At 67.5% G+C, this 23854-nt stretch carries 13 protein-coding genes and 2 pseudogenes; 10 read left to right on the top strand and 5 right to left on the bottom strand.

What is annotated here, in order from left to right; genetic code table 11:
* Positions 1–362: 362 nt before the first annotated feature.
* A complete protein-coding gene (gene sdaAB / locus B5F74_RS01200; protein WP_066832508.1) occupies positions 363–1970 on the bottom strand; it encodes an L-serine ammonia-lyase, iron-sulfur-dependent subunit beta in 1608 nt (535 codons plus the stop codon).
* 196 nt (positions 1971–2166) lie between these two features.
* On the opposite strand from sdaAB, the pseudogene B5F74_RS12570 reads away from it, so the two are divergent.
* Positions 2167–2532, top strand: a pseudogene (locus B5F74_RS12570) (pyroglutamyl-peptidase I); the annotation flags it as partial.
* Between the two features lie 107 nt (positions 2533–2639).
* Positions 2640–2705, top strand: a pseudogene (locus B5F74_RS12565) (hypothetical protein); the annotation flags it as partial.
* A 226-nt stretch (positions 2706–2931) separates the two neighbouring features.
* Here B5F74_RS12565 and gltX read toward each other — a convergent pair.
* Entirely contained in the window at positions 2932–4413 is a 1482-nt protein-coding gene (gene gltX, locus B5F74_RS01190; protein WP_087199316.1) for a glutamate--tRNA ligase, read from the bottom strand.
* Positions 4414–4573: 160 nt separating this feature from the next.
* On the opposite strand from gltX, the gene B5F74_RS01185 reads away from it, so the two are divergent.
* The 8 genes from B5F74_RS01185 (at position 4574) to B5F74_RS01150 (ending at position 17392) form a co-directional block, all read left to right on the top strand.
* Positions 4574–5410: a hypothetical protein gene (locus B5F74_RS01185; RefSeq protein ID WP_143753719.1), complete on the top strand. Its 837-nt coding sequence runs from the start codon at positions 4574–4576 to the stop codon at positions 5408–5410.
* On the top strand, positions 5407–7989 hold the full coding sequence (locus tag B5F74_RS01180) for a YhgE/Pip family protein (protein ID WP_087199313.1): 2583 nt from the start codon (positions 5407–5409) through the stop codon (positions 7987–7989). The genes B5F74_RS01185 and B5F74_RS01180 overlap by 4 nt, the downstream gene beginning before the upstream one ends.
* Before the next feature lie 336 nt (positions 7990–8325).
* The gene (locus B5F74_RS01175) at positions 8326–9876 is read left to right on the top strand and encodes an alpha-amylase family glycosyl hydrolase (protein WP_087199312.1); all 1551 of its coding nucleotides are present in this window, start codon (positions 8326–8328) and stop codon (positions 9874–9876) included.
* 661 nt (positions 9877–10537) lie between these two features.
* Complete coding sequence (gene metK / locus B5F74_RS01170; RefSeq protein ID WP_087199310.1) at positions 10538–11812, top strand: methionine adenosyltransferase; 1275 nt, start codon at positions 10538–10540, stop codon at positions 11810–11812.
* A gap of 126 nt (positions 11813–11938) precedes the next feature.
* Complete coding sequence (priA, locus tag B5F74_RS01165; RefSeq protein ID WP_087199308.1) at positions 11939–14323, top strand: primosomal protein N'; 2385 nt, start codon at positions 11939–11941, stop codon at positions 14321–14323.
* 168 nt (positions 14324–14491) lie between these two features.
* The gene (def, locus tag B5F74_RS01160; RefSeq protein ID WP_087199306.1) at positions 14492–15028 is read left to right on the top strand and encodes a peptide deformylase; all 537 of its coding nucleotides are present in this window, start codon (positions 14492–14494) and stop codon (positions 15026–15028) included.
* 49 nt (positions 15029–15077) lie between these two features.
* Positions 15078–16004: a methionyl-tRNA formyltransferase gene (gene fmt, locus B5F74_RS01155; RefSeq protein WP_087199304.1), complete on the top strand. Its 927-nt coding sequence runs from the start codon at positions 15078–15080 to the stop codon at positions 16002–16004.
* Complete coding sequence (locus tag B5F74_RS01150; protein ID WP_087199302.1) at positions 15986–17392, top strand: transcription antitermination factor NusB; 1407 nt, start codon at positions 15986–15988, stop codon at positions 17390–17392. Before fmt ends, B5F74_RS01150 begins: the two co-directional genes overlap by 19 nt.
* Positions 17393–17483: 91 nt before the next feature.
* On the opposite strand, the gene B5F74_RS01145 is transcribed toward B5F74_RS01150, so the two are convergent.
* The 3 genes from B5F74_RS01145 to glgA form a co-directional block, all read right to left on the bottom strand.
* Positions 17484–17747: an FmdB family zinc ribbon protein gene (locus tag B5F74_RS01145; RefSeq protein WP_066832478.1), complete on the bottom strand. Its 264-nt coding sequence runs from the start codon at positions 17745–17747 to the stop codon at positions 17484–17486.
* Positions 17748–17862: 115 nt separating this feature from the next.
* Positions 17863–21180, bottom strand: coding sequence for a 4-alpha-glucanotransferase (locus B5F74_RS01140; protein WP_087199300.1), 3318 nt, complete (start codon positions 21178–21180; stop codon positions 17863–17865).
* Positions 21181–21475: 295 nt separating this feature from the next.
* Entirely contained in the window at positions 21476–23743 is a 2268-nt protein-coding gene (gene glgA / locus B5F74_RS01135; protein WP_087199298.1) for a glycogen synthase GlgA, read from the bottom strand.
* Positions 23744–23854 lie beyond the last annotated feature (111 nt).

Raw genomic sequence — 23854 nt, 5'->3', positions numbered from 1 at the left:
AACGTTCGGCTGGATTATACCTGCCCGCGGGGACATATGGTTGCGCCCCGTGGGTGTTTCATCTCGAATTGAAACCATTCCCATCAAGAGCACGCATTCATACCGCACTTTGGATAGACGCGAGCACGTCTCAAGGGTGATTTTGCGGGGTCTTGCTCGGTGGCGGAGCCCCGCAACGCTGTGGAAACAGGCCTGGGCGCTGACGGCGACACAAAATGGGCAGTTTGGCACGCTAAGCGCCCTTATAAACCCCTTATAGCGTGCCATTTCGCCCATTTTGTGTCATTGATCCCCTGTCTCCGTCATGTTCGAGGGGGTGTAGGGCAAGACGGCTGAGCGCGAGCGGCCGGTCTTCAGGGATCCTATCCGCAGATGCCGCACCTGCGGCAGGCTTCGAGCGCGCTCGGGGCGACGGCGATGCCGCCCTTGGCGGTCTCGCGCAGGCTTGCGGGAAGTGCGTGGCCCACGGCGAGCATGACCTTCGTCATCTCGTCGAAGGGTACGAAGCTTCTGATGCCGGACAGCGCGAGCTGGGCAGCCGAGAACGCGGCGGCGACGCCGATGGCGTTGCGGTTCTGGCAGGGGACCTCGACGAGGCCTCCGACCGGGTCGCACACCAGGCCGAGCAGGTTGGACAAGGCGATGGACGCCGCATCGAGCGCGCAGGTGGGGGAGCCGCCGAGCATCTGGACGAGGGCCGCGGCCGCCATGGCCGCAGCGCTTCCGACCTCCGCCTGGCATCCGCCCTCCGCGCCGGCCACGCACGCGGCGGTCGAAAGGTTGAGCCCGATGGCGGCGGCGCAGAACAGCGCATCCATGATCTGGTTGTCGTCGAGACCGAGGTGCTCCGCGGCGGCCAGCACGCAGCCGGGGACGACGCCCGCCGAGCCCGCGGTCGGGGCGGCGACGATGACGCCCATGGACGCGCTGCGCTCGAGCACGGCCATCGCGCGCGCCACCGCCATGGTCTGCACCTCGCCCATGAGCGCGGAAGACAGGCGGCCGACGCCGTTTAAGGCGACGTTGTGCGCCTCGCCGCCGATGAAGCCGCCCAAGGAGCGCTGGGGCCGGCGGATCGGCGCGGTCGTCTCCTCGCGCATGATGGCGAGCACGCGGCGCATCGAGGCGACCGCACGGTCCTCGCCGATCAGGTTCGCCTCGCGCACGGCCATGACCGCGCCGATGTTCATGCTCATCTCCTTGCACGCCGCGAGCAACTGCTCGCCGTCGTCGAACAGCTCGGGTGTGGAGACGCCGGGGGCGAGCGCGGAGGCGGATCCGGGAAGCTCGATGAAGGTCGCGTAGTTGACGGCGTCGAGTTCGCGCACGCGCGGCAGGACCCCTTCTCCCGGCGCGCCATCGGTCTCGAAGACCGAGTAGGCCTTCCCGCCTGCCTCGGTGCGGTAGGTGCGGCAGAACGCGATGTTGACCTGCGCGTCGGCAAGCAGGCTCGTCAGGGCTGCAAGGGCTCCGGGGACGTCGCGATGGGCGACGAACAGCGTGCTGTACGCGCCCGAGATGTCGACGCCCACGCCGTTGATGCGGGTGATGCGCATGCGGCCGCCACCGAGGCTCTCGCCGCGCACGGTGACATGGGTGCCGCGGTCGTCCCACATGTCGATGTCGACGGTGTTGGGATGCAGGCTCGAATCGTCCCCGCCGACCACGAACTCGTAGGCGAGGTTGCGCTCGTCGGCGAGCTGGAACGCGTTGCGGATGCGCTCGTCGTCGCAGGAGAGGCCGAGGATGCCGGCCACGAGGGCGCGATCGGTTCCGTGGCCGCGGTAGGTGTGGGCAAAGCTGTTCCACAGCGTGAACCGGACGCGCCGGATCGTGCCCTCAAGAAGAGACGAGGCGACGTTTCCGCAGCGCAACGCACCTGCGGTATGCGAGGAGGACGGCCCCACCATGATGGGGCCGAGAATCTCGAACGCCGATGTGGTTGCCAGGGTCTGAGGTTTGGATGCCATGATCGCTCCCACGGTTAACGGTTATCGTTCGTAATCATCGCCCTATTGTCCCGCCTCGGCTGCCGTAAGTGAATAGAAGTTTTCATGGAGCGGAGATAATGCGCGAAGTTTTTTCAAAGCCCTAATAATTCCCTTATCGAACGCTTTGAAAACGGGCGTTCCGTTCCCATACTGTCAGAAGGAGAGGTGATGGAAGATGAAGATCTTGGTGACGGCGTTCGAGCCGTTCGGCGGCCAGACGATGAATCCCGCGCAGGAGGCGGTCGGTCGCCTTCCGTCGCACGTGGAGGGAGCCGACATCTCACGCGTGACGCTGCCCGTCGCGTTCGGTCGGGACAGGGAGGTCCTGGTCCAAGAGATCGGGCGGTACGATCCCGACGTGTGCCTGTGCGTGGGCCAGGCGGGCGGCCGTGCGCAGGTGACGCCCGAGTTCGTGGGCATCAACTACATGCTTGCGAGGATCCCGGACAACGAGCGCGCGCGACCCGCGGGGATCCCGGTCGTCGAGGGCGGGCCGGCGGCATACTTCACGACCCTGCCGGTGCACGCCATGGTCGCACGCATGCGCGAGAGGGGCGTGCCCGCGTCCGTGTCGTACTCCGCGGGGACCTTTTGCTGCACGAGGTGCTCTACACGGCGCTTCACGCCGCGGCCACGGCGTATCCGCGGATGCGCGCCGGGTTTATCCACGTCCCTTTTGCCCCCGAGCAGGTGGAGCGGAGCGGAGGCGATTTTCCGAGCATGCCCGTCGACATGATGGTGGAGGCGCTGACGATCGCCATCGAGACGTGCGTCGCGATACGGCAGGGCGACGTCGTGTCGACGTCGTCGGGTACCGAGTCGTAGCGCCGGCCCGGAGTTTTAGGGACAGTCCCTTTTGGTTCATGAGGGCGCAAGCGCACCCTCATGAACCAAAAGGGACTGTCCCTAAAACTCCGGGCCGGCGGCTCGGCGGCGCAACTTATAGCGCCATGCCCTTTGCGCGGTCGATGCGCGCCATGCAGTCGTCGCGGCCGATGAGCTGCATGGTCTCGCCGAGCGGCGGGCTCACCATGTTGCCGCACTCGGCGACGCGGACGGCCTGGAACACGATGCGCTTCTTGAGGTCGAGCGCCTCGGGCAGCGGCTCGAGCGCGGCATCGATGTTCTCCGCGGTCCAATCGTCTGCGGCAAGCGTGCCGAGGGCGACGCGCGCCGCGTCGAGGATGCGGCCCATGCCCTCCTTGGCGAGGCCCTTGTTGACCGACTTCTCGTCGTAGACGAGGGTCTTGGCGGTCGCAAAGACCGGCGCGGACACCTCGACGGAGTCCGCGGGCATCTTGGTGCGCGGGCGAACGATGCCGGCCAGCAGGTTCCACCAGGCATCGGGGTGCGCGGCGCGCGAGGCGGGCTTGCCGGCGGCCTCAAGCTGGGGCAGCAGGATCTGGTCGATGAACGAGGCGTCGTCCATGGCGTTGATGTACTCGGCGTTCATCCAATCGAGCTTCTTGGGGTCGAACGTCGCGGGGTTCTTGGAGATACGCTCGAGCGAGAACTCGCGGGCGAGCACGTCGCGCGGGATGACGGTGGTCTCGCCATCGAGCGACCAGCCGAGCAGGGCGAGATAGTTGACGAACGCGTCGGACAGGTAGCCGGCGTCGCGGTACTCCTCGACCGACGTCGCGCCGTGGCGCTTGGAGAGCTTCTTGCCGTCGGCGCCCAGAATCATGGAGATGTGGGCGAACGTGGGCACGGGGGCGCCGAGCGCCTCGTAGACCATCACCTGGCGCGGGGTGTTGGAGAGGTGGTCGTCGCCGCGGATGACATGGGTGATGCCCATGAGCGCGTCGTCGACGACGGTGGCGAAGTTGTAGGTCGGCGTTCCGTCGGAGCGGAAGATCACGAAGTCATCCAGCTCCTTGGCGTCGAAGACGACCTTTCCGTGGACGGCGTCGTTGATGACGACGTCGCCGCGGTCCTCGGGAACCTTGATGCGCAGCGTGTAGGGCTCGCCCGCCTCCATGCGCGCGCGGGCCTCGTTGGCGGGGATGTTGCGGCAGCGGCGCTGGTAGCCCTGGAAGGGGTCCTTGCGCTCCTGGGCGGCCTTGCGATCGGCTTCGAGCTGCTCGGGCGTGCAGAAACAGGGGTACGCCTTGCCCTCGGCGAGCAGACGCTCTGCCGCCTCGCGGTACAGGTCGAGGCGCTCGGTCTGGGCGTACGGCCCGAAGTCGCCGCCGACCTCGGGGCCCTCGTCCCAATCGAGCCCGAGCCAGCGCATGGCGCGCAGGATGACCTGCGTGTTCTCCGCGGTGGAGCGGGTGGGATCGGTGTCGTCGATGCGGAGGATGAACGTGCCCCCGTTGGCGCGCGCGAACGCCCAGTTGTAGATTGCCGTGCGGGCGCCGCCGATATGCAGCTTGCCGGTGGGCGAGGGCGCGAAGCGCACGCGGACGTTTGAGCTCATGGATGTGCTCCTTGTGGTAGGGATTCTCGGTAACGTGCTGCATTATATGGCAAGCGGGAGCAAGGTTTACGGTTGCCGCGTTCGTTTGCGGGTATAGAAGTGAAAATAAACATCGTTGCGTCCCGGTGGACGCTTGCAGAACAGATTCATAGGAGGACGCGTGCTTCCAGCTTCGCCATTGAGCGCTTCTCAGGATTCCGGGCTCGTCGCGCCGGGCGCGCCCACTGAGCCCGCTGCCGAGCCCGGCGGGCCCGTGATCGTCGCGCGCGACGCGACCTACGGCGCGCGCGGCTACCACTCGTTCGAATTCGCCTCGTTTGTCGGCAGGGAAGGGGAGGTCGTTGCCCTTCTGTCAAGCGACAGGGCGCCTGCGCGCGATCTCGCCTTGGCCTGCGCCGGCTTCGTGATGCCCACGACCGGGTCCCTGTCGGTCGGCGGCATCGAGCTCGCCCGTTCGTCGGGGGCGCGTTATCGCATCTCCCGCGGGTCGCGCCTGCCGCGCGGGTATGCGGGCGTCGGCGTGTTCAGTGGCCTGTTCGACATCGATCGGGAGCTGACGGTCGAGGAGGCCGTGGTGCGCGAGCTGCGGCTGCGCGCCGAGCGGGCGCGCGGCATCTCGGAGTCCCCTTTGGAGTATCTCGCCATGCACCATCTCGCCACGCACACCGACCAGCGGGTGTCCCAGCTGTCCCCGCTGTATCGGGCGCGCCTGTCTGCCGCCCTTGCGTGCGCCGGCGGCGTGAAGGTGGCCGCGATGGACCTGGGCGACGCGTTCGTGGAGGGGCTCTCGGCCGACGACGCCTGCGCGGTCGTCGACGGCGTTCGGTCGGTTGCGGGCGATCGCGGCGTGTGCGTCGTGGTCGCCACGCAGGAGCTCCGCGCCGCGCTGTCCGCCGATTCCCGCTGCGCGCTCGACATCGCCTCGAAAGAGGGGCTGGAGCGCGCCGCCTCGTTGCTTGAAGGGGCTCAGGCCGAGAAAGAGGGAGATGCCCGGTGAGCCATCTGATCGATTCGTTTGTCTCCGCCGCCCGGGCGCAGCTGCGCTCGCATCGCGCCGCCGCGCTGGTCGCGGCGCTTATCGCGCCGGCGCTTGCGGCCGCGGTGCTCGTCTGTGCCCTGGCGCCTGCGCTCGGCGACTCCGAGCGCGTGCCGGTGGCGGTCGTGAATCTCGACGAAGGGGCCCGAAACGAGGACGGGGCCATGGTGCGCGCCGGCGAGGATCTGGTCGACCAGCTCGAGGACACCTCGACGCTCGCCTGGAGCGTCGTCGACGAGCAGGCCGCCGATGACGGCCTTGCCGACGGAACCTATGCGCTCGCGCTCAAGATCCCCGAAGATTACTCCGAGTGCGTGGCGAGCCTTTCGGGCTCGAGCCCGACCAAGGCGACCGTCGAGATCGTGTCGACGGGAAGCGAGAACGTCTTGGCGACGCGCGCGGGCTCTGCGGCGCTCCAGCAGGTCCAGGCCCGCCTGCGCTCCGATCTGGGGGAGGACTACCTGCTCTCGGTTCTCAACGACGTCCAGAGCCAGGCATCCCGCCTGACGCTCACCTCGGACGGATCCGTCATGCTCGACGCGGGCTACGACGCGCTTGAGCAGGGGGCCGACGCCATCGCGTCGGGGCTTGAGCAGACGGCATCCGGTGCAGACCAGCTCGGCAGCGGTCTGGGGCAGATTGCCGACGGCGTCGCAGCCGCGGGGTCGGGCGCCGCGGCCTTGGGCCAGGGCCTTACCGCGATCAGCGACCAGGCGGCAGCCCCGCTGGCTCAGGGCGCCGAGGCGCTCGTGTCGGGCCTCGACACGATCTCCGAGACGACCCAGACCATGGGTTCGGGCGTGGAGCAGGTCGGCTCCGCCCTCTCCTCCCTCTCCGATACGCTGGGCTCGGGCATGGACTCGGTATCCGAGCTCGGCCTGGCCGGAAAGCAGATCGCCACCGAGGGCCTGGCGCTGACCCAGGCGCTCTCCGGTGCGACGACGTCGCTCGATGGCGCGGCAGACGCGGTCGCGTCCGCCGCCTCCGCCGCGACGTCCGCCGTCGAGGAGGTCGGTTCGCTTGCGCAGGGCGCGCATGCGCTGTCCGGCACGCTGTCCTCCGAGGACGCCACCACGCCCGGCATTGCTCAGCAGCTCTCCGCGCTCGCCGCGCGCTCCGATGAGATCACCCAGCAGCTTTACGCCCTTGCGGCCGACGGCGAGCTTTCCGCCGAGGAGCGGGCCGCCCAGCTCGCCGCCCTCGACGACGAGCTCCAGCAGCTCTCGTCCGCCCGCGCGGAGCTGAGGGAGCGGCTGGATGCCGCTGCGAGCTCCGCCGGTGAGCTCGCGCAATCGGGCGACCGCGCATCTGAGGGGCTGGACGCCGTCGCACAGGCGCAGCCCGCGCTCGATGAGGCGTCGCAGGCCCTCGAGCAGACGGCGGGCGCGGTTGCGGAGCCCGTCCAGGGCTTGGGCGAGGCGACGGGCCAGGCAGCCTCCGCGGCATCGGATATCGCCATGAGCATGGGCGCCGCGCAGGCGGCGCTCGCCGGCACCGACGTTCCCGGTTCGGGCGAGCATGTCCCCGGCCTTGCGGAGACGACGACGTCGCTCGGCCAGGGCATCTCGGCGATAGCGGGCCAGCTGTCCTCCGACGGCGCCTTGGGAGCCGGCGTGACCGGTATCGCGACCGGGGCGCAGGCGTTCGGGGAGGCCATGGCGCCGCTTGCCGAGGCGACGGGGCAGCTCGCCGCCGGCAACACGGCGCTCGCGAGCGCGCTCGAGGGAGTCGCCGCGGGGACCGACGGTCTCGGCCAGGGCATATCCGCCATGGCGACGGCGACGAGCCAGCTCGGAGACGGCGCCGTCCAGCTGAAGGATGCATCAGGGCAGATCACGGACAGCATGGCGGCGGCGGGGGAGTCGCTTGGGAGCATCGCCGCGGAGCGGGCGGATCGCGCCGAGGTGGCGTCGAGCCCCGTTTCGTTCACGTCGAGCCGCGTCGCCCCCGTTACGTCCGAGGCGGCGGTCGCCCCCGCGCTCGCCGCAGCGGCACTGTGGATCGGTTCGATCATCATCGGCTGCCTGCTGCCGGCGAGCGACGTGCGCGCGGCCGCCTCGGGCAGGCCGGTCCTCGGCGTGCTTGCGTGCGGTGCGGGCTACGCGGGGGCCTCCCTTCTCCAGGCGCTGCTCGTCTTCGGCGCCCTGGCCGTCACCGGCGTCGAGGCGTCGAATCCTGCCGGGCTCGTCGGCCTGCTGGCGCTGGGCGCCCTGGCCTTCGCCGGGCTCGCGCAGGCGCTGCGGCTGGTGTGCGGCCGCTGGTTCGTTCCGGTATCCGCCGCCTTGCTCGTCGTTCAGGCGGTCTGTGCGGGAGGGATCCTTCCGGCATCGCTGTCTACGGGCGTCTTTTCCGTTCTGGGAGACATCTTGCCGCTGCCGCTGCTGTCGCAGGCGCTGCGCAGCGTTCTTGCCGGGTCGGTGCGCGGCGTCGCGCAGGCGGTCCTCTGCCTGGTTGTGCTGCTGGCCCTCGCCGCACTTGCCAGCTGCGCATCCCTGGCGCTTCGCCGGCAGGTGCGTCCCGAGCGCGTCTTCGCCTCGTAGCGCCCGCGTGGATCGGCGCTGGCGGGCGATCGACGGTACGCTCTGGGCACGCCGGCTCGTCGACGGAACGGTATAGTCACGCTTCCGGGTGAAAAACGTGCCCATGCCGTACTCTCGGCGAGGCGGCGTGCCCTATGCGTACCGTCGATTCGGGCGGCGCCACGTAGCGCGCGAAAAGCGCTCCCGGGGGGCAGTTCGGCATCGGTCGTCATGTCGGCACCTCCCCGTCGCTCCTATCGAAACGCTTACCTCAACATGTCCGGACAAGATGCCGTATGCGCTATACTTGAGATACCTGCGAGCGCGCGGCTCGCGGTCGGATAAGGGGGCAGGCTTATGGCAAACTGGCTCGACACCAGCGTGTTCTACGAGATCTATCCGCAGAGCTTCAACGATACGAACGCCGACGGCATCGGCGACATCCCGGGTATCATCGCAAAGCTCGACTACATCAAGCGGCTCGGGTGCAACGCCTTGTGGCTGAACCCGTGCTTCGACTCCCCGTTCGGGGACGCCGGCTACGACGTGGCCGACTACTTTACGGTGGCTCCGCGCTACGGCACGAACGAGGACCTCGTGCGCCTGTTCGACGAGGCCCATGCGCGCGGCATGCACGTCCTGCTGGATCTCGTGCCGGGGCACACGTCCATCGAGCACCCGTGGTTCAAGGCGTCCCAGCGCGCCGATCACAACGAGTTCACCGGTCGATACGTGTGGACCGACGACGTGTGGACGCCCGTGTCGAACGTGCCGGGCGTGAACGGCGCCCTGCGCGGCATCGCCGAGCGCAACGGCGCGGTCGCCGTGAACTTCTTCGCGTTCCAGCCGGCGCTGAACTACGGGTTCGCCCAGGTCACCGAGGCCTGGCAGAGCGCCGTCGACTCTCCCGAGGCGCTGGCGACCCGCCAGGCCATGAAGGACGCCATGGCGTTTTGGCTCGATCGCGGCTGCGACGGGTTCCGCGTCGACATGGCCGGATCGCTGGTCAAAAACGATCCGGGCCAGGAGGAGACCATCAAGCTGTGGCAGGATATGCGGGCCTTTCTGGACGCACGCTATCCCGACGCGGTCCTGGTCTCCGAATGGGGCGAGCCCGACAAGACGCTGCGCGCGGGCTTCCACATGGACTTCCTGCTCCAGTTCGGCACGTCGCACTACATGGATCTCATGCGCTGCGAGCATCCGTTCTTCTCGCGCGAGGGGAAAGGCGACGCCTTCCGGTTCGTGGCTACCTATCGCGACAACATGGAGCGCACCTCCGGGCGGGGCCTCATGTGCATTCCGTCGGGCAACCATGACATGCAGCGGCTCCGCCGCTATCTCGACCCCGAGGAGATGAAGATCTACTTCGCCTTCATGCTGTCGATGCCGGGCGCGCCGTTTGTGTACTACGGCGACGAGATCGGGATGCGCCAGCTCGACGTGACCTCGGTCGAGGGCGGCTACGAGCGCACCGGCGCCCGTTCGCCCATGCAGTGGGACGCCGGCGCGAACTTCGGGTTCTCGTCGGCTCCGGCGGACAGGCTGTACGTCCGCCAGGATCGGGAGGCCGATGCGCCCACGGCGGCGGCCCAGATGGCCGACGACACGTCGCTTTGGAGCGAAGTCCATCGCCTGATCGAGCTTCGCCTGGCGACGCCGGCCTTGGGCGCCTGCTCGCCCATCGAGTTCGTCTATTGCGAGCCGGACGCATATCCGCTCGTGTACGTGCGAGGGGAGGGGGAGCAGCGCGTGCTCGTCGCCTTGAACCCCGCGATGCGTCCCGTGAGCTGCCCGTGCCCATACGAGTTCCAGCGTCTTCTCTACGCCCACGGCGACCCTGCTCGCCTTGAGGACGCCACGCTGACCATGGCGCCGGAAAGCGTCGCCTTCATCGAGATCGCCTAGGAAACCGCTGATTCATCCATCGCTGCACGCGGCGGCGCGCCCGCGCGAACGCGCCGCCGCGTCGTTCGAGAAGCGCAGAGGCTCCGAGATGACACATAACGGGCCGTTTTGTGTTATCGGCTCCCGCCGATGTTGCCCTCTCGGGGAAAGTGGCTAGAAATTTCTGTTTTGCTGTTACCGGATCGGAGCGGATGGGTTGGAAGCCCGCCGCCGGCACCGATTTCTCCCTGAAGGCGTCCGTTTCGAGGGCTTGAGGGTTCGGAAACCGACTTCATGACCGGCCAATACCGTCAAGACGGCTTATCCGGACATCTCCGCCGCGGCCAGCTTACAGCAAAACAGAAATTTCTAGCCACTTTCGTTTGGGAGGGCGGCATCCGGGGTCCTCTGGTGCAACGGAAGGGAGGACGGCGTCGTTGGCCAACATTTCCCCTCAGGAAACGCTGTCCAATTGCTTTCCTGATACAGCATGGGACGGGGTCGATTTCCCCGTGCCGGCGTAGCCAGCCGGAACGGGGAAATCGGCCCCGGTCCAAAACGTTCCAACCGCGTATGCATTTTATGGTGGCGGGTCGAGTCTGGCGGCGGGGTATACAATGGCGTGACGTTTGAATCCGGCGGAATGGTAACGGTCGCCGGATGGGCCGATGAAAGGGGCGCCATGCCAGATCAGATTCGTTCCAACCAGGAACCGCGCAGCTTCGTGTTCACCTCCGAGTCCGTCACGGAGGGACATCCCGATAAGATCGCCGACCAGATCTCCGACGCGGTTCTCGACGCCATCCTCGCCAAGGAGGCAAAGCTCGAAAGCCAGGGATACGTGGACCACAAGGGGGTTCCGGCCAAGCTCGAGCACGTGCGCTGCGCATGCGAGACCCTGGTGACGACCGGAACGGTCGTCGTGAGCGGCGAGATCCGCTGCCAGGCGTACGTCGATGTCCAGAAGATCGCCCGCCGCGTCATCGAGCGCATCGGCTACACGCGCGCCAAGTTCGGATTCGACTCCGAGACCTGCGGCGTCATCAACATGATCCACGAGCAGAGCCCCGATATCGCCCAGGGCGTCGACCAGTCGTTCAACGCCCAGCACGGCGCCGCGGACCCGCTCGACCTGATCGGCGCGGGAGACCAGGGCATGATGTTCGGCTACGCATCGAGGGAGACCTCGACGCTCATGCCCATGCCGCACTATCTCGCGAGCCGCCTGGCCGAGCGCCTGGCCGCCGTCCGCCACGACGGCACGCTGCCGTACCTGCGCCCTGACGGCAAGACCCAGGTGACCGTCCGCTATGAGGACGGCAAGCCGGTCGCCGTCGAGACCATCGTCATCTCGACGCAGCACGCGCCTGAGGTCGAGTCGATGGAGTCCATCAAGGCCGACCTCATCGAGCACGTCATCGCCCCGGTCATGGACAGGGAGGGCATCGCCTGGAACGATGCGACCATCTACGTGAATCCCACCGGCCGCTTCGTGGTAGGCGGTCCTATGGGCGATACCGGCCTCACCGGTCGCAAGATCATCGTTGACACCTACGGCGGCATGGGTCGTCACGGCGGCGGCGCCTTCTCGGGCAAGGACTGCACCAAGGTCGACCGCTCGGCCGCCTATGCCGCGCGCTGGGTCGCTAAGAACGTGGTCGCCGCGGGCCTCGCCGACCGCTGCGAGGTCGAGCTCGCCTACGCGATCGGCGTCGCCCACCCGCTGTCCCTCATGATCGACACCTTCGGCACCGAGCATGTCGCGGTCGAGAGCATCGAGCGGGCCGTTCGCACGACCTTCGACCTGCGTCCCGGAGCGATCATCCGCGATCTCGACCTGCGCCGTCCCATCTTCGAGAAGACCGCCGCCTACGGCCATTTCGGTCGCGAGGACCCCGATTTCACCTGGGAGCGCTGCGACCGCGTGGACGAGCTGCGCGCCGCCTGCGGACTGTAGCCTCGGGCCTTCGCCATGGCGGAGCAGCTCTCGCTGTTGTCTGAACCGAATACGCCCGGCCCCGAACCGTCTCTCGACGCGGGGCCGGGCGCTGCGTCGCGCGGGGACGCGGCGGGGTCTGGCCGCATGAACGCCGCGGCATATGTGCTGGTTGCTCTCGACATCCCCTCGCGCGCCCTGTCGGATCCCTTCACCTATGCGGTGCCGTCAGACCTCGTCGACGACGCGGTGCCTGGGTGCACGGTGCTCGTCGATTTCAACCATCGGCCGGCTCTCGGCTACGTGCTCGCCCTCGCCGTCACGCCGGACGCGCTTTCCCGTCGCGCATCCGAGGACCCTTCGCGCGCAGGCCGTGCTCGGCGCGGGCTCGATCCGCGCAAGATCAAGCCGATTTCCGCCGTGCTCGCGGGCCCCGCCTGCTCCGACCTGTTTGCGGAGATCTCGTTTTGGATGAGCCGCGAATACGTGGCGCCGCTGTCCGAATGCCTCAGGCTGTTCCTCCCGCCCGGGGGAACGCCGCGCCTGCGCAGGCGGGATGACGGGTCGTATGCCCTCGAGCGCCCCGCGGTGCCCGAGGCGCACGAGCGCGTCGTGTCGTTGACGCCCGAAGGGCAAGATTACGTGCCGCCGAAGACCGCCACGCGCCAGCGCCAGCTCATGGAGGCCCTCGCGTGCGGACCGGTCACCACGCGCGAGCTCAACCTGCTCTACACCGACCTGTCGGCCGCCATCCGGTCGCTTGCCAAGAAGGGCGTGGTCCGTGTCGACGAGCGGCGGGCGTGGCGCGGCATCGACGACGCGACGACCCTTTCCTCCGCCAAGGGTACGGCGCCCCGGCAGCTCACGAAGGGCCAGCAGGCCGCGCTTTCCGCGATCGACGCGGCCGCTCAGGGCGGCTGCGGCGACGTGGTACTGATCGACGGCGTCACGGGTTCGGGCAAGACCGAGGTCTACCTGTCTGCGATCGAGCGCGTGCTTTTCCGGGGCCGCACCGCGTGCGTGCTCGTACCCGAGATTTCGCTGACCGCGCAGACCGTCGGCCGCTTCCGCTCGCGTTTCGGACAGGCGGTCGCCGTCTTCCATTCCCGCCTGTCCGCAGGCGAGCGCCTCGACCAGTGGGATATGGTGCGATCCGGGGTCGCGCGCGTGGTCGTCGGCGCCCGCTCCGCGCTGTTCTGCCCGCTTCGCGATCTCGGCCTCATCGTGATCGACGAGGAGCACGAACAGTCCTACAAGCAGGGCTCGAGCCCGCGGTACCATGCGCGCGAGGTCGCCGCCCAGATGGCGCGCCTCGGGGGGTTTCCGCTCGTGCTCGGCTCGGCGACTCCTTCCGCCGAGGCTCTTGCCCGCTGCCGGCAGGGTTCCCATCTCGGTCAGCGCTGGACGCGCGTCGAGATGCCCGAGAGGCCCGGCAGCGCCAGGCTGCCCGATATCATCGTCGCCGACCTGCGCCGCGAGTTTTCGGGCGGCGGGCGCTCCGTGTTCTCGCGCCCTCTGCGCGAGGCCCTGCTCGACGTCGCCGAACGCCGCGAGAAGGCCGTGCTGCTGCACAACCGGCGCGGCTTCGCCCCGTTTCTGATGTGCCGCGACTGCGGGTGCGTGCCCACGTGCAAACACTGCTCGACCGCGCTCACCTACCATGAGCGGACCCATACGCTTGAATGCCATACCTGCGGCTCGGTCTACCACGTGCGTCCGTATCCCGCCGCCGGGAGCGCGTGCCCCAAGTGCGGCAGCCGCTATCTCGCCAAGATGGGCATGGGGACCCAGCAGGTCGAGGACGCCCTGGTGGCGCTGTTGCCCGACGACGTCAAGGTCATCCGCATGGATGCGGACTCCACGCGGGGCAAAGACGCGCACAAGCAGCTGCTCGAGGAGTTCGACGCCGCGGAGTGCGCGGTGCTGCTCGGCACGCAGATGATCGCCAAGGGTCTGGACTTTCCGGAGGTCACGCTCGTGGGGGTGGTGATCGCCGACTACGCGCTCAAGATGCCGGACTTCCGGGCCCAGGAACGTGCCTACGATTTGCTCGAGCAGGTCGCGGGTCGCGCCGGGCGCGGCGACAACCCCGGGCGCGTGATCATCCAGACCTATCTGCCGAACGACCCTGTCATCCAGGCGGTGGCGAAGCACGACCGCGCGCTGTTCGTGGAGCACGACTCCCGGCAGCGGCGCGAGGCGCTCTACCCGCCCTACGTCAGGCTGACGAACGTGCTGGTCTGGGGTCGCAACGAGGCGGCCGCCCGCTCGTATGTGTCCGAGCTCGCGCGCATCACGGCGCGCAATCTCGAGATGCTGCCCCAGATGCCGTCATCTGGGATGTCACCGCTTCTCATGGGCCCCACGAGCTGCGTGATCGAGCGCGCGAAGGACAACTTCCGCTTCCATTTCATCATCAAGTCGCCGGTGGGCCTCGACGTCTCGTCGGCGATCTCCTCCGCGCTATCCGAGGTGGGCGCCAAGCCGGGCATCAACGTCAGCGTCGATGTCGACGCGTACGACATGATGTAGCCGCCTGCCATGCGTTCGCGCCCGGCGGCGCGCGCATATGCGGACGGCCCATGCGCGCCTCCGTTCAGGCGGATAAGATGTGCGCTTTCATGAGAATGGGCGCCGTCAACGGGTAAGATAGAGCACGGTTTAAGAGAACATCATGGCAACGAGAAGGGTTTTTGAACCATGGATATCAACGGCATCGTCGTGTCTCCCGATCCGCGTCTTCGTCAGGAATGCGCTGAGATCGAGGAAATCGATGCGAACATCGAGCGCCTCGCCGAGCAGATGAAGCGGCAGATGTTCGACAACGGCGGATGCGGCCTGGCCGCGCCGCAGGTGGGCGAGCTCATCCAGCTCGTCGTCATCGACACGGAGTACACCTCCGAAAAGGATTACGACCCGTATGTCCTGATTAACCCGCGCATCGTCGAGCAGTCCGACACCCTGGTGCCGTCCAAGGAGGGCTGCCTGTCCATCCCCGGCATCAACGTCGAGATCAAGCGTCCCGACCGCATCGTGGTCGAGGCCTACGACCTGAACGGCGACCTGCTGCGCTACGAGGCGTCGGGTGACCTGATGTGCGTCTGCCTGCAGCACGAGATCGACCACCTGCACGGCGTGACGATGTTCGAGCGCCTTGCCCCCTCCGACCGCATGAGCGCGATGCGCGACTATCAGGAGGCGCTTGCCCGCGGGGCCAAGCCCGGTCAGACGGAGTAGGCAGGCACCGCGTCCGGTCGAGGTTTGAGTGATGACGAAGGGAGAGCGCATGCGCGTCGTCTTTATGGGAACACCGTCGTTTGCGGTGCCGGCTTTGAAAAAACTCGCTGCAGCCCATGAGGTGGCGCTGGTGCTGACGCGCCCCGACGCGGTGCGCAGCCGGGGCAAGCGGCTCGAGCCGTCACCGGTCAAGTCCTGCGCGCTCGAGCTCGGTTTGCCGGTGCTCGAGGCGAAGCGCATGACCGATGAAGTGCTCGATGCCCTGCGCGGGGCGAACGCTGACGTGTTCTGCGTCGCCGCCTACGGCTGCATCCTGCCCGACGAGGTCCTGACGATGGCGCCGCTGGGCTGCGTGAACGTGCACGCGTCGCTGCTGCCCCGCTGGCGCGGAGCCGCGCCCATCCAGCGCTGCATCCTCGCGGGCGACGATGAGACCGGCGTCTCCATCATGCGCATCGGCCACGGCGTCGACACGGGCGCCTTCTGCGCGCAGGCGTCGTGCACGGTGGCCGGCAAGACGGCCGACGAGCTGACCGCCGAGCTTGCCGAGCTCGGAGGAGATCTTCTGGTGGACACGCTGCCCGCCCTGGCCGACGGCACCGCCGTGTGGACCGAGCAGGACGAATCCCTGGTCACGCATGCCGCGAAGATCGAGAAGAGCGAGATGCGCCTGGATGCCGCCGACTCGGTGACGGATAATCTGCGGCGCGTGCTCGCCTCATCCGATGCGGCGCCTGCGCGGTGCGTCGTCGCCGGCAAGCCCGTCCGCGTGCTGATGGCCGCCGACGCACGTCCCGATGCGCCCCGCGTCGAGGAGGGATCCTTCGCCGTCGCGTCGAAGCGCGTCTTTATCGGCTGCTCCGACGGAGCCCTGGAGATCCTGTCGGTCAAGCCCGACGGCAAGCGCGCGATGGACGCCCAGGCGTGGGCCGCGGGACTGCAGGGCAAGCAGGGCGCGTGGGAGACGCTCTCGTGAGCAGGCTCGCTCCCGCCCGATCAGTCGCGCTCGCCGCGCTTGTCGAATCCGAGCGCGCCGGCGCCTATGTGCGCGAGGTGCTCGACGGCATGCCCCGTGCGCGCAAACTCGATGTACGCGATCGCGGATTCGCCATGCGGCTCGCGCTTGGCGTCACCGCGACGACCGGTGCGCTCGATGAGCTTCTGGACGCATACCTCGCACGGCCCCAGAAGGTTTCCGCGCGCGTCCGCACGGCGTTGCGCATAGCGGCGTTCGAGCTCGTCTATCTCGGAACCGCTGCCGAGGTCGCGGTCAGCCAGGGTGTCGAGCTCGTGCGCTCGCAGGCGAAAAGCGCCGCGGGCTTGGCGAACGCGGTGCTTCGGCGCGTGGCCGATGCGGCGGCCGGATATCTGGCGGCAGACGGGGTGGATGCGGATCGCCGTCCCCTGGTTTCGATGGCGCGCCGCGCGGGGCTGCCGCTGTGGCTGGGCGAGGCCCTTGTCCGGTCGCTCGGTGCCGAGGGCGCCTCGCAGCTCGCGCATGCGCAGCTTATGGCCGCGCCCCTTGCCGTGCAGATGAACCCGCGCGTGCGCACGACGCCCGCGATCGGCGGCGACCCGTGCGGTCTTCCCGGCGCGCTTGCCGGCGTCGACGGCCCCCGCCTTGTGGCATCCGGCATTCTGGATGCCGCCGATGCGGTCGTGTCGGACCTGAACGCGCAGCTGGTGGCGACGGCGGCCACGAGGCCCGGAACCTGCCTTGAGATCGGCGCCGGGCGAGGAACCAAGACCTTCATGATGGCCGCACAGGCGGCGCGCGCCGGATATGCGCGCGATCACATCGCGCTCGACTTGCACGAGCGCAAGTGCACGCTGAATCGCGAGCGGCTTGAACTCGCCGCCATGGAGCGGATAGAGACGGTCGCGGGAGACGCCCGCGATCTCGATGGGGTTCTTGCGGCAATCGACGGCAGGGCATCCGAACGCGTCCTGTTCGACACGGTATTCGTGGATGCGCCCTGCTCGGGCACGGGGACCATGCGCCGCCATCCCGAGATTCCCTGGAGGCTGAGCGCACGGGAGGCCCTGCGGGATCTCCCCGAGCTGCAGCTCGAGCTCCTTCGCCAGGCCTCCGGCCGCGTACAGTCCGACGGCGAGCTCATCTACGCCACCTGTTCGGTGCTTGAGGCGGAAAACGACGCGGTAATCGATGCGTTTCTCGCGGGTCCCGAGGGAAGCCGGTTTTGCGTGAGGCCCGTATCCGATGCCGCGATCTTCCATGAAGAAGGTTTTCAGGGCGCGGCGGCCCTCATCAGGCGATGGGAATCCGAGCGCGGTCTCTTCCAGAGCGTTCCGGCGCTCCGGGCCTACGATGGGCACTTCTGCGCGCGCCTCGTCCGCACCTAGCGTTTTTTAGGGACAGTCCCCTGAATTTCACTGCAGTGAAATTCAGGGGACTGTCCCTAAAATACCGGTGTTACGCGGATGCTTTTGGCTCTTATTTCTCCTTGTGCGGGCAGTTGTCGCAGCCACAGCTCTCGGTGGATGCGCTGCTGCCGGAGGTCGCCGGCGTGCTCGATGAGCCTCCGCGCTGATCGGTGTTGTAGAAACCCGAGCCCTTGAACTCGATGCCGCTTGCGCTGAAGACCTTCTCGGCCGGCTTGCCGCAGTCCGGGCAGGTGATAGCGGGATGCTCGGTCATGCCGTGCTCGACTTCGAATACGGAGCCGCAGCCCGTGCAGCGGTAATCGTAACGTGCCATAACTTCCCCTCGTCGTTTCATGAAAGCCCCGCCGCCCAAAGGACGGCGGGGAGTGCTGTGAACCTTGTTTACTCTACCCAAATGCGGGCGGATTGCAACGTTTCGCGCTCGCGAATCAGGCACCTTCCACCGAATTAGAACGGCCCGTCTCGTCGGCGAGCGCGCGAATGCGCTCGATGGCCCCGACGATGCCGTCTTCATCGGCCTGCCAGCTCCAGTTGTTCTCGGTCGTTCCGGGAACGTTCATGCGCGCATCGTCGCCAAGCAGCAAGACGTCCTGCAGCGGCATCATCACGAGATCGGATTCGCTCTCGAACGCGCTGCGCATGATGCTGCATGCGAGCTCCTGCTGCTCCTCCTCGTCCGCCTCGGCGGCCCAGCGGGCGCTGGTCCAGCCAACGAGCGTCGAGGTGTCGTGGGTCGAGGTGTAGACGATCTTCTCGCGCGCGGGCTTCACGCCCTCGCGGACATCGTAGTCCTCGAACTCAAGGACGTCCATGCCCGGGAACCCGCAGGAGGCGGTGAGCGCACGGACGGCGGGGGTGAGGTAGCCCAGGTCCTCGGCGATCAGGGGCAGCGGGCCGAACTCCTGCTCGGCGCGGCGGAACAGGTCGATGCCGGGGCCGGCAAGCCAGCGGCCGGCGCTGCCGTCTTTGCCCGCGGGGATGCTGAAGTAGGCCTGGAAGCCCAGGAAGTGGTCGAGGCGGACGCGGTCGTAGAGCGCAAACGAGCGGCGGAGGCGCTCGATCCACCAGGTATAGCCGTCTTCGCGCATGGTCTTCCAGCGGTAGGTGGGATTGCCCCACACCTGGCCGGTCTCCGAGAACCGATCGGGCGGGGTGCCCGCGATTTCCGTCGGCTTGCCGTTGTATCCGAGCGTGAACATGTCCGGCTCGCTCCATGCGTCGGCGGAGTCGTCCGAGACGTACATGGGGATGTCGCCGATGATCTCGATGCCGTGCGCGTTGGCGTAGGCGCGCAGCTCGTTCCACTCGGTCTCGAAGCGGAACTGGACGAACGCATGGAAGGCGCCGCGATCGATGAAGCGCGCGTCGTCGAGGATACGGACGTCGTAGCTGCGGTAGGCGCGCGGCCAGCGATGGCGGCTGGCACCGCGCGAGGCGTCCTTGATGGCCATGAAGGCGCAGTACGGGTCGAGCCATACCTCGTTGCGGGAGAGGAACTGCTTGTATTCCGGTGTCTGGTCGCCGCCTGCGGCCTGGAACTCCTCGAAGGCGGCCTCGAGCTGCTCGGGCGTCTCCTCAAGCAGGTCCATGTTGCCGGCGAAGGCCGACGGGCCCGCATACGGGGAGCCGTAGGCATCGGTGGGGTTCACGGGAAGCACCTGCCAGTAGCGGGCGCCCATGGCCACCAGGTGGTCGACGAAGCGCTTTGCGGGGGCGCCGAGGGTGCCGCGCCCGCCCGGCTTCATACCGGGGACCGAGGTGATGTGGCAGACCACGCCCCAGCCGCGGTCGAGCGGTTTTTGGAGCCTCTGCTCGTCGTGGAAGTACACGACGGCGCTGCCGAGCGGCCACAGGCTGAGCTCGGCTTCGCCCTGCTCGTTTCTCGTCAGGTCGGCGCCGCTGATGACGTCGATGGCGCGCTCGCCCTCATAGGGGATGGTCACCGTGTGCATGGAGCCGAGGCTGCGGTTCACGATGACGGTGGCGCACTCGCCGCTCTCGGAACGGCGCGTGTAGGAGAGCACGTCGTCGTTGAGCGCCTTGGCCTCGATGGACCCGGTGACGAACAGCGGCAGGGTGCGGCGCAGCGCGGAGGCGTTCTGGACCATGGTGAAGAAATCGCGGTCCTCGTGGCCCCACGGATAGGTGGCGCGGTTGCCCGGGTCGGTGAGGCCCTGCACGCCCGCCTCGTCGCCGTAATACAGGGAGGGGACGCCCAGAAACGTCATCTGGATGAGCGTCGCCAGCCAATAGCGCCCCTTGGCCAGGCCGAGCTTGTCGTCGGACAGCCTCCAGCTGCCGCGCTCGCGCTCGGGCACCTCGTTGATGTTCGGCAGGCCGCCGAGCACCGAGATGAGGCGGGGCCGGTCATGGCTTCCCAGCAGGTTGAGGCAGCAGGCGAGCGCCTCGGGCGGGTAGTTCTCCCGCAGCGCCTCGATGGCCTCCGCGGCATCGCGCGCGGTGTAGCCGCCGTCTTCGCCGGTCAGCAGGCCGAGCACCAGGTCGCGGAAGGGGTAGTTCATGGCGGAGTCGAGCTCGTCGCCCAGAAGGTAGCGGCGGAGCTTGCTGTAGGCGATCTTGTTCGAGGCGTCCTCCCAGACCTCGCCGAGCACGAGCGCGTCGGGCTTCTCGCGCAGGGCGGCAGCCTTGATGTCGGCCAAGAACTCGTCGGAAAGCTCGTCGGCGACGTCCAGGCGCCAGCCGTGGGCGCCGGCGCGCAGCCAGTAGCGGATGACGCCGTTGGGCCCCAGGATGAGGCGGCGGATCGCCTCGGACTGCTGGTTCACCGCGGGCATGTTGCCCACGCCCCACCAGCAGTCATACGAGCCGTCGTCGTTGATGCGGAAGGCGTCGGCCCACTCGGACTCGGGGTCGCGCGACCAGGCGCCGGGCTCGGGGTAGTTGCCGAAGGCGTTGAAGTAGACCGAGTCGCTGCCTGTGTGGTTGAACACGCCGTCGAGGATGATGCTGATGCCGAGCTGGCGCGCGGTGACGCACAGGCGGCGGAAATCCTCTTCGGTGCCCAGAAGCGGGTCGATCTTCATGTAGTCGGCGGTGTCGTAGCGGTGGTTGCTCGCCGCCTCGAAGATGGGGTTGAGGTAGATGGAGGTGATGCCCATCTCCGCCAGGTGCGGAAGGTGCTCCTCGATGCCGCGCAGGGAGCCTCCGTAGAAATCCCAGCTCGTGATGAAGCCGGCGTCGTCGCGGTCGTAGGCGGGCGGCGTGTCCCAGTCCTCGACGATGTGCTGCCCGCTGCCACGGCGCGGATGGGCGAGGCGCTCCAGGGCACGCCGCCTCCAGTGCTCGTCGCGCGCGTAGCGGTCCGGGAAGATCTGGTAGACGATGCCACGCTCGTACCAGGAAGGACGCGTCGCGCGGTGCTTGTAGACGGTGATCTGGAACGACGGGACGTCGAAGCGGTCGAAATAGGTGACGCCTTCGCCTCCGACGTGCCCCTCCGGTGCGCCAACGCGCTGCTCGAAGCCATCGTGGGTGCGGACGATGAAGCTGTACCAGACGATGTTCGGCTCATCCCAGGTCACGGACACGGAGTACATGCCGCCCTCATCGGATGTCATGGGGTAGAGCTGCTCGCCCACGCCGTCGATCCATGTGCGAAGGGTGCACTCGATGCCGGCAGCGTCTTCCTTGTAGACTTCGAGCGCCAGCGTAACCTCGGTGCCGGCGGTCACCGCTCCGAAGGGGGAGCGGAATTGCGGAAGTCTACTGTTATGACGAAGTCTCATATGGTACATCCTTGGAAACAACCCGCGCGGAGATGCCCGCGGGGGTGATGAATAAGCGTCAGGCGAAAACGCCAAGCAATAAGTTTATCGTATGGATGACAAGCTCATGTCAGGAAACGGCTCTCTTTACGAATTTGGCCGAGGGGGCCAATACCAACCCGCGACGAATGCAAATCGGGGGACGTACCTGTTTCTTGCATGTATGCAAGAAACAGGTACGTCCCCCGATTTGCATCCAAAAAAGAGGGGAGACCCGGTGCGGATCTCCCCTCAGAAGCGGTCGATGGGGCAAAGCCTAGCGCTTCGTGCGCGAGGTCTTGCGGGCGGCAGAGACCGTCTTGGCCTTCGGTGCGGGCTTCTCGGCCGCCGGCTCAGCGGAGGCGGGCTGATCGGCCTTGGCATCGTCGGCCTTGGCGGTCTTGGCGGCCGTCGTCTTGGCCGCGGCCTTCGTCGCCGTGGTCTTCGCGGCGGTCGAGGCGGTCTTCGTCGTCTTGGCAGCGGTCGTCTTCTTCGCCGTCGTTGTGGTTTTCGCCTCGGTCGCAGGCGCCTCGTCGGTCTTCGTGGAGACGGCAGTCTTGGCAGACGTGGTCTTCTTGGCGGCCGTCGTCTTGGTCGCCGTCGTCTTGCTAGCCGTGGTCTTGGCGGCAGCGGTCTTCTTCGCCGTCGTGGTCTTGGTCTCGGCAGCAGGCGCCTCGTCGGCCGTCTTGGCGGCGGCAGCCTTGGTCGTCTTGGAAGCCGCGGTCTTGGAAACCGTCGTCTTCGCGGCAGCGGTCTTCGCGGTCGTCGCCTTGGTCGCGGTCTTCCTGGCGGTCGTCGTCTTCTTGGCCGCCGGTTTCTTGGCGGCGGGCTTCACCTCTTCTGCGGCCTTGGGCGCGGCGTCTTCTGCGGGCTCAGCGGGCTCGGCGGCCTTCGGCTCGGGCTCGGCTGCGGGGGCGGCTGCGGGAGCCTCTGCAGCCGTCTCGGTCTCAGCGACCGGAGCGGCAGGGGCGGTCTCCGTTGCGGGCTCGGGGGCAGCAGGGGCCTCCTCGGGCTTGTCCTCGACGGGCTCGGTCGCAGGGGCGCTCTCCTGCGGCTCGGGCTCAGCCACAAAAGGGACGTAGCGCTCGATCTCGGGGTGCAGGCCGTAGTAGAGGTCCATGTACTGCTCGGCGGAGCGCTTCCAGCTGAAGTCGGCGGACATGGCGTTGTCGACCAGGTGGTTCCAGGCGTCCTTGTCGTCCCAGAACGTGCGGGCCGCGCGGAAGACGGCATCGCCCATCTCGTCGCCGTTGAAGTGCGTGAACGTGAAGCCCGTGCCCTCGCCGGTGAACATGTTGTAGGGGATGACCGTGTCCTTGAGGCCGCCGGTCTCGCGCACGATCGGCAGGGTGCCGTAGCGCATGGCGATCATCTGGGACAGGCCGCAGGGCTCGAACAGCGACGGCATGAGGAACATGTCGGCGCCGGAGTACATGCGCTGGGACAGGAACGGATCGAACTCGATGCGCGCGGCCATCGTGCCCGGATACGTGCGCTCGAAGTAGCGCAGCGCCTCTTCGTACTCGGCATCGCCGGTGCCGAGCACGGCGACCTGCACGCCGCCGGAAAGGATGCGGTCGAGCGAGTAGGTGACGAGGTCCATGCCCTTCTGGCGGGTCAGGCGCGTGACCATGACCATGAGCGGGCGGTCGTCTCGCACCTCGAGGCCGAGCTCCTCCTGCAGCGCGGCCTTGCAGGCCGCCTTGCCGGAACGGTCCTCGCGGGTGTAGTTGGCGTGGATGCGGTTGTCGGTCGCAGGGTCGTTGCGGTTGACGTCCAGGCCGTTCAGGATGCCGGACAGGACGTTCTCGCGACGGCGCAGGATGCCGTCGAGGCCCTCGCCGAACTCAGGGGTGCGGATCTCCCACGAATAGGTGGGGGAGACGGTCGTGATGGCGTCGGAGTAGTTCAGCGCGCCCTGCATGTAGTTGATCGAGCGCGCGTCGCAGCGCAGCTGGCGTACGGCGGGCTCGATGTGCGACAGGCCGAGGATGTCGCCGAGCAGCATGTCGGTGAACTGGCCCTGGAACGCGATGTTGTGGATGGAGAAGACCGTCTTGACGTTACGGTACAGCGGGCTCGCCATATAGAACTCGCGTAGGAACACGGGCGCCAGGGCGGTGTGCCAGTCGTTGCAGTGCAGCACGTCGGTCTGGAAGTCGGGGAGGTACTGCAGGCTCTCGCAGACGGCCTTGGAGAAAAACGCGAAGCGCTCGCCGTCGTCGAAGAACCCGTAGGGGTAGCTGCGGCTGAAGTAGTGCTCGTTGTCGAGGAACATGTAGGTGACGCCGTCGTACACCAGGCGCTCGAGGCCGCAGTACTCGTTGCGCCAGCCGAGGGGCACGTAGAACTGCGTCACGTGCTCCATTTGGTTTTTGTACTCGTCAGCGATGGTGGCGTATTTGGGCACCATGACGATGACCTCGGCGCCGGCAGCGGCGAGGGCTGCGGGCAGCGAGCCCGCGACATCACCGAGTCCGCCGGTCTTCACGAACGGCGCAGCCTCGGCAGACGCGAACACGATATGAAGCTTTTGGTTAGCCATGGGAATCTCCTGTAAGCATATAGTCCGTTGGCAAATCGCCGCCCGACCAAGCGGCCAGACGGCGAATTCAATGATACCGCTTTGCCCCGTCACGTTGGGGCGTAGGGGTCA

It is taken from the genome of Collinsella sp. An271 (genome assembly GCF_002159695.1).
Taxonomy (GTDB): domain Bacteria; phylum Actinomycetota; class Coriobacteriia; order Coriobacteriales; family Coriobacteriaceae; genus Collinsella; species Collinsella ihumii.
The sequence above is the reverse complement of the archived record's forward strand: the minus strand, read 5'-3'. Positions and strand labels throughout refer to the sequence as shown.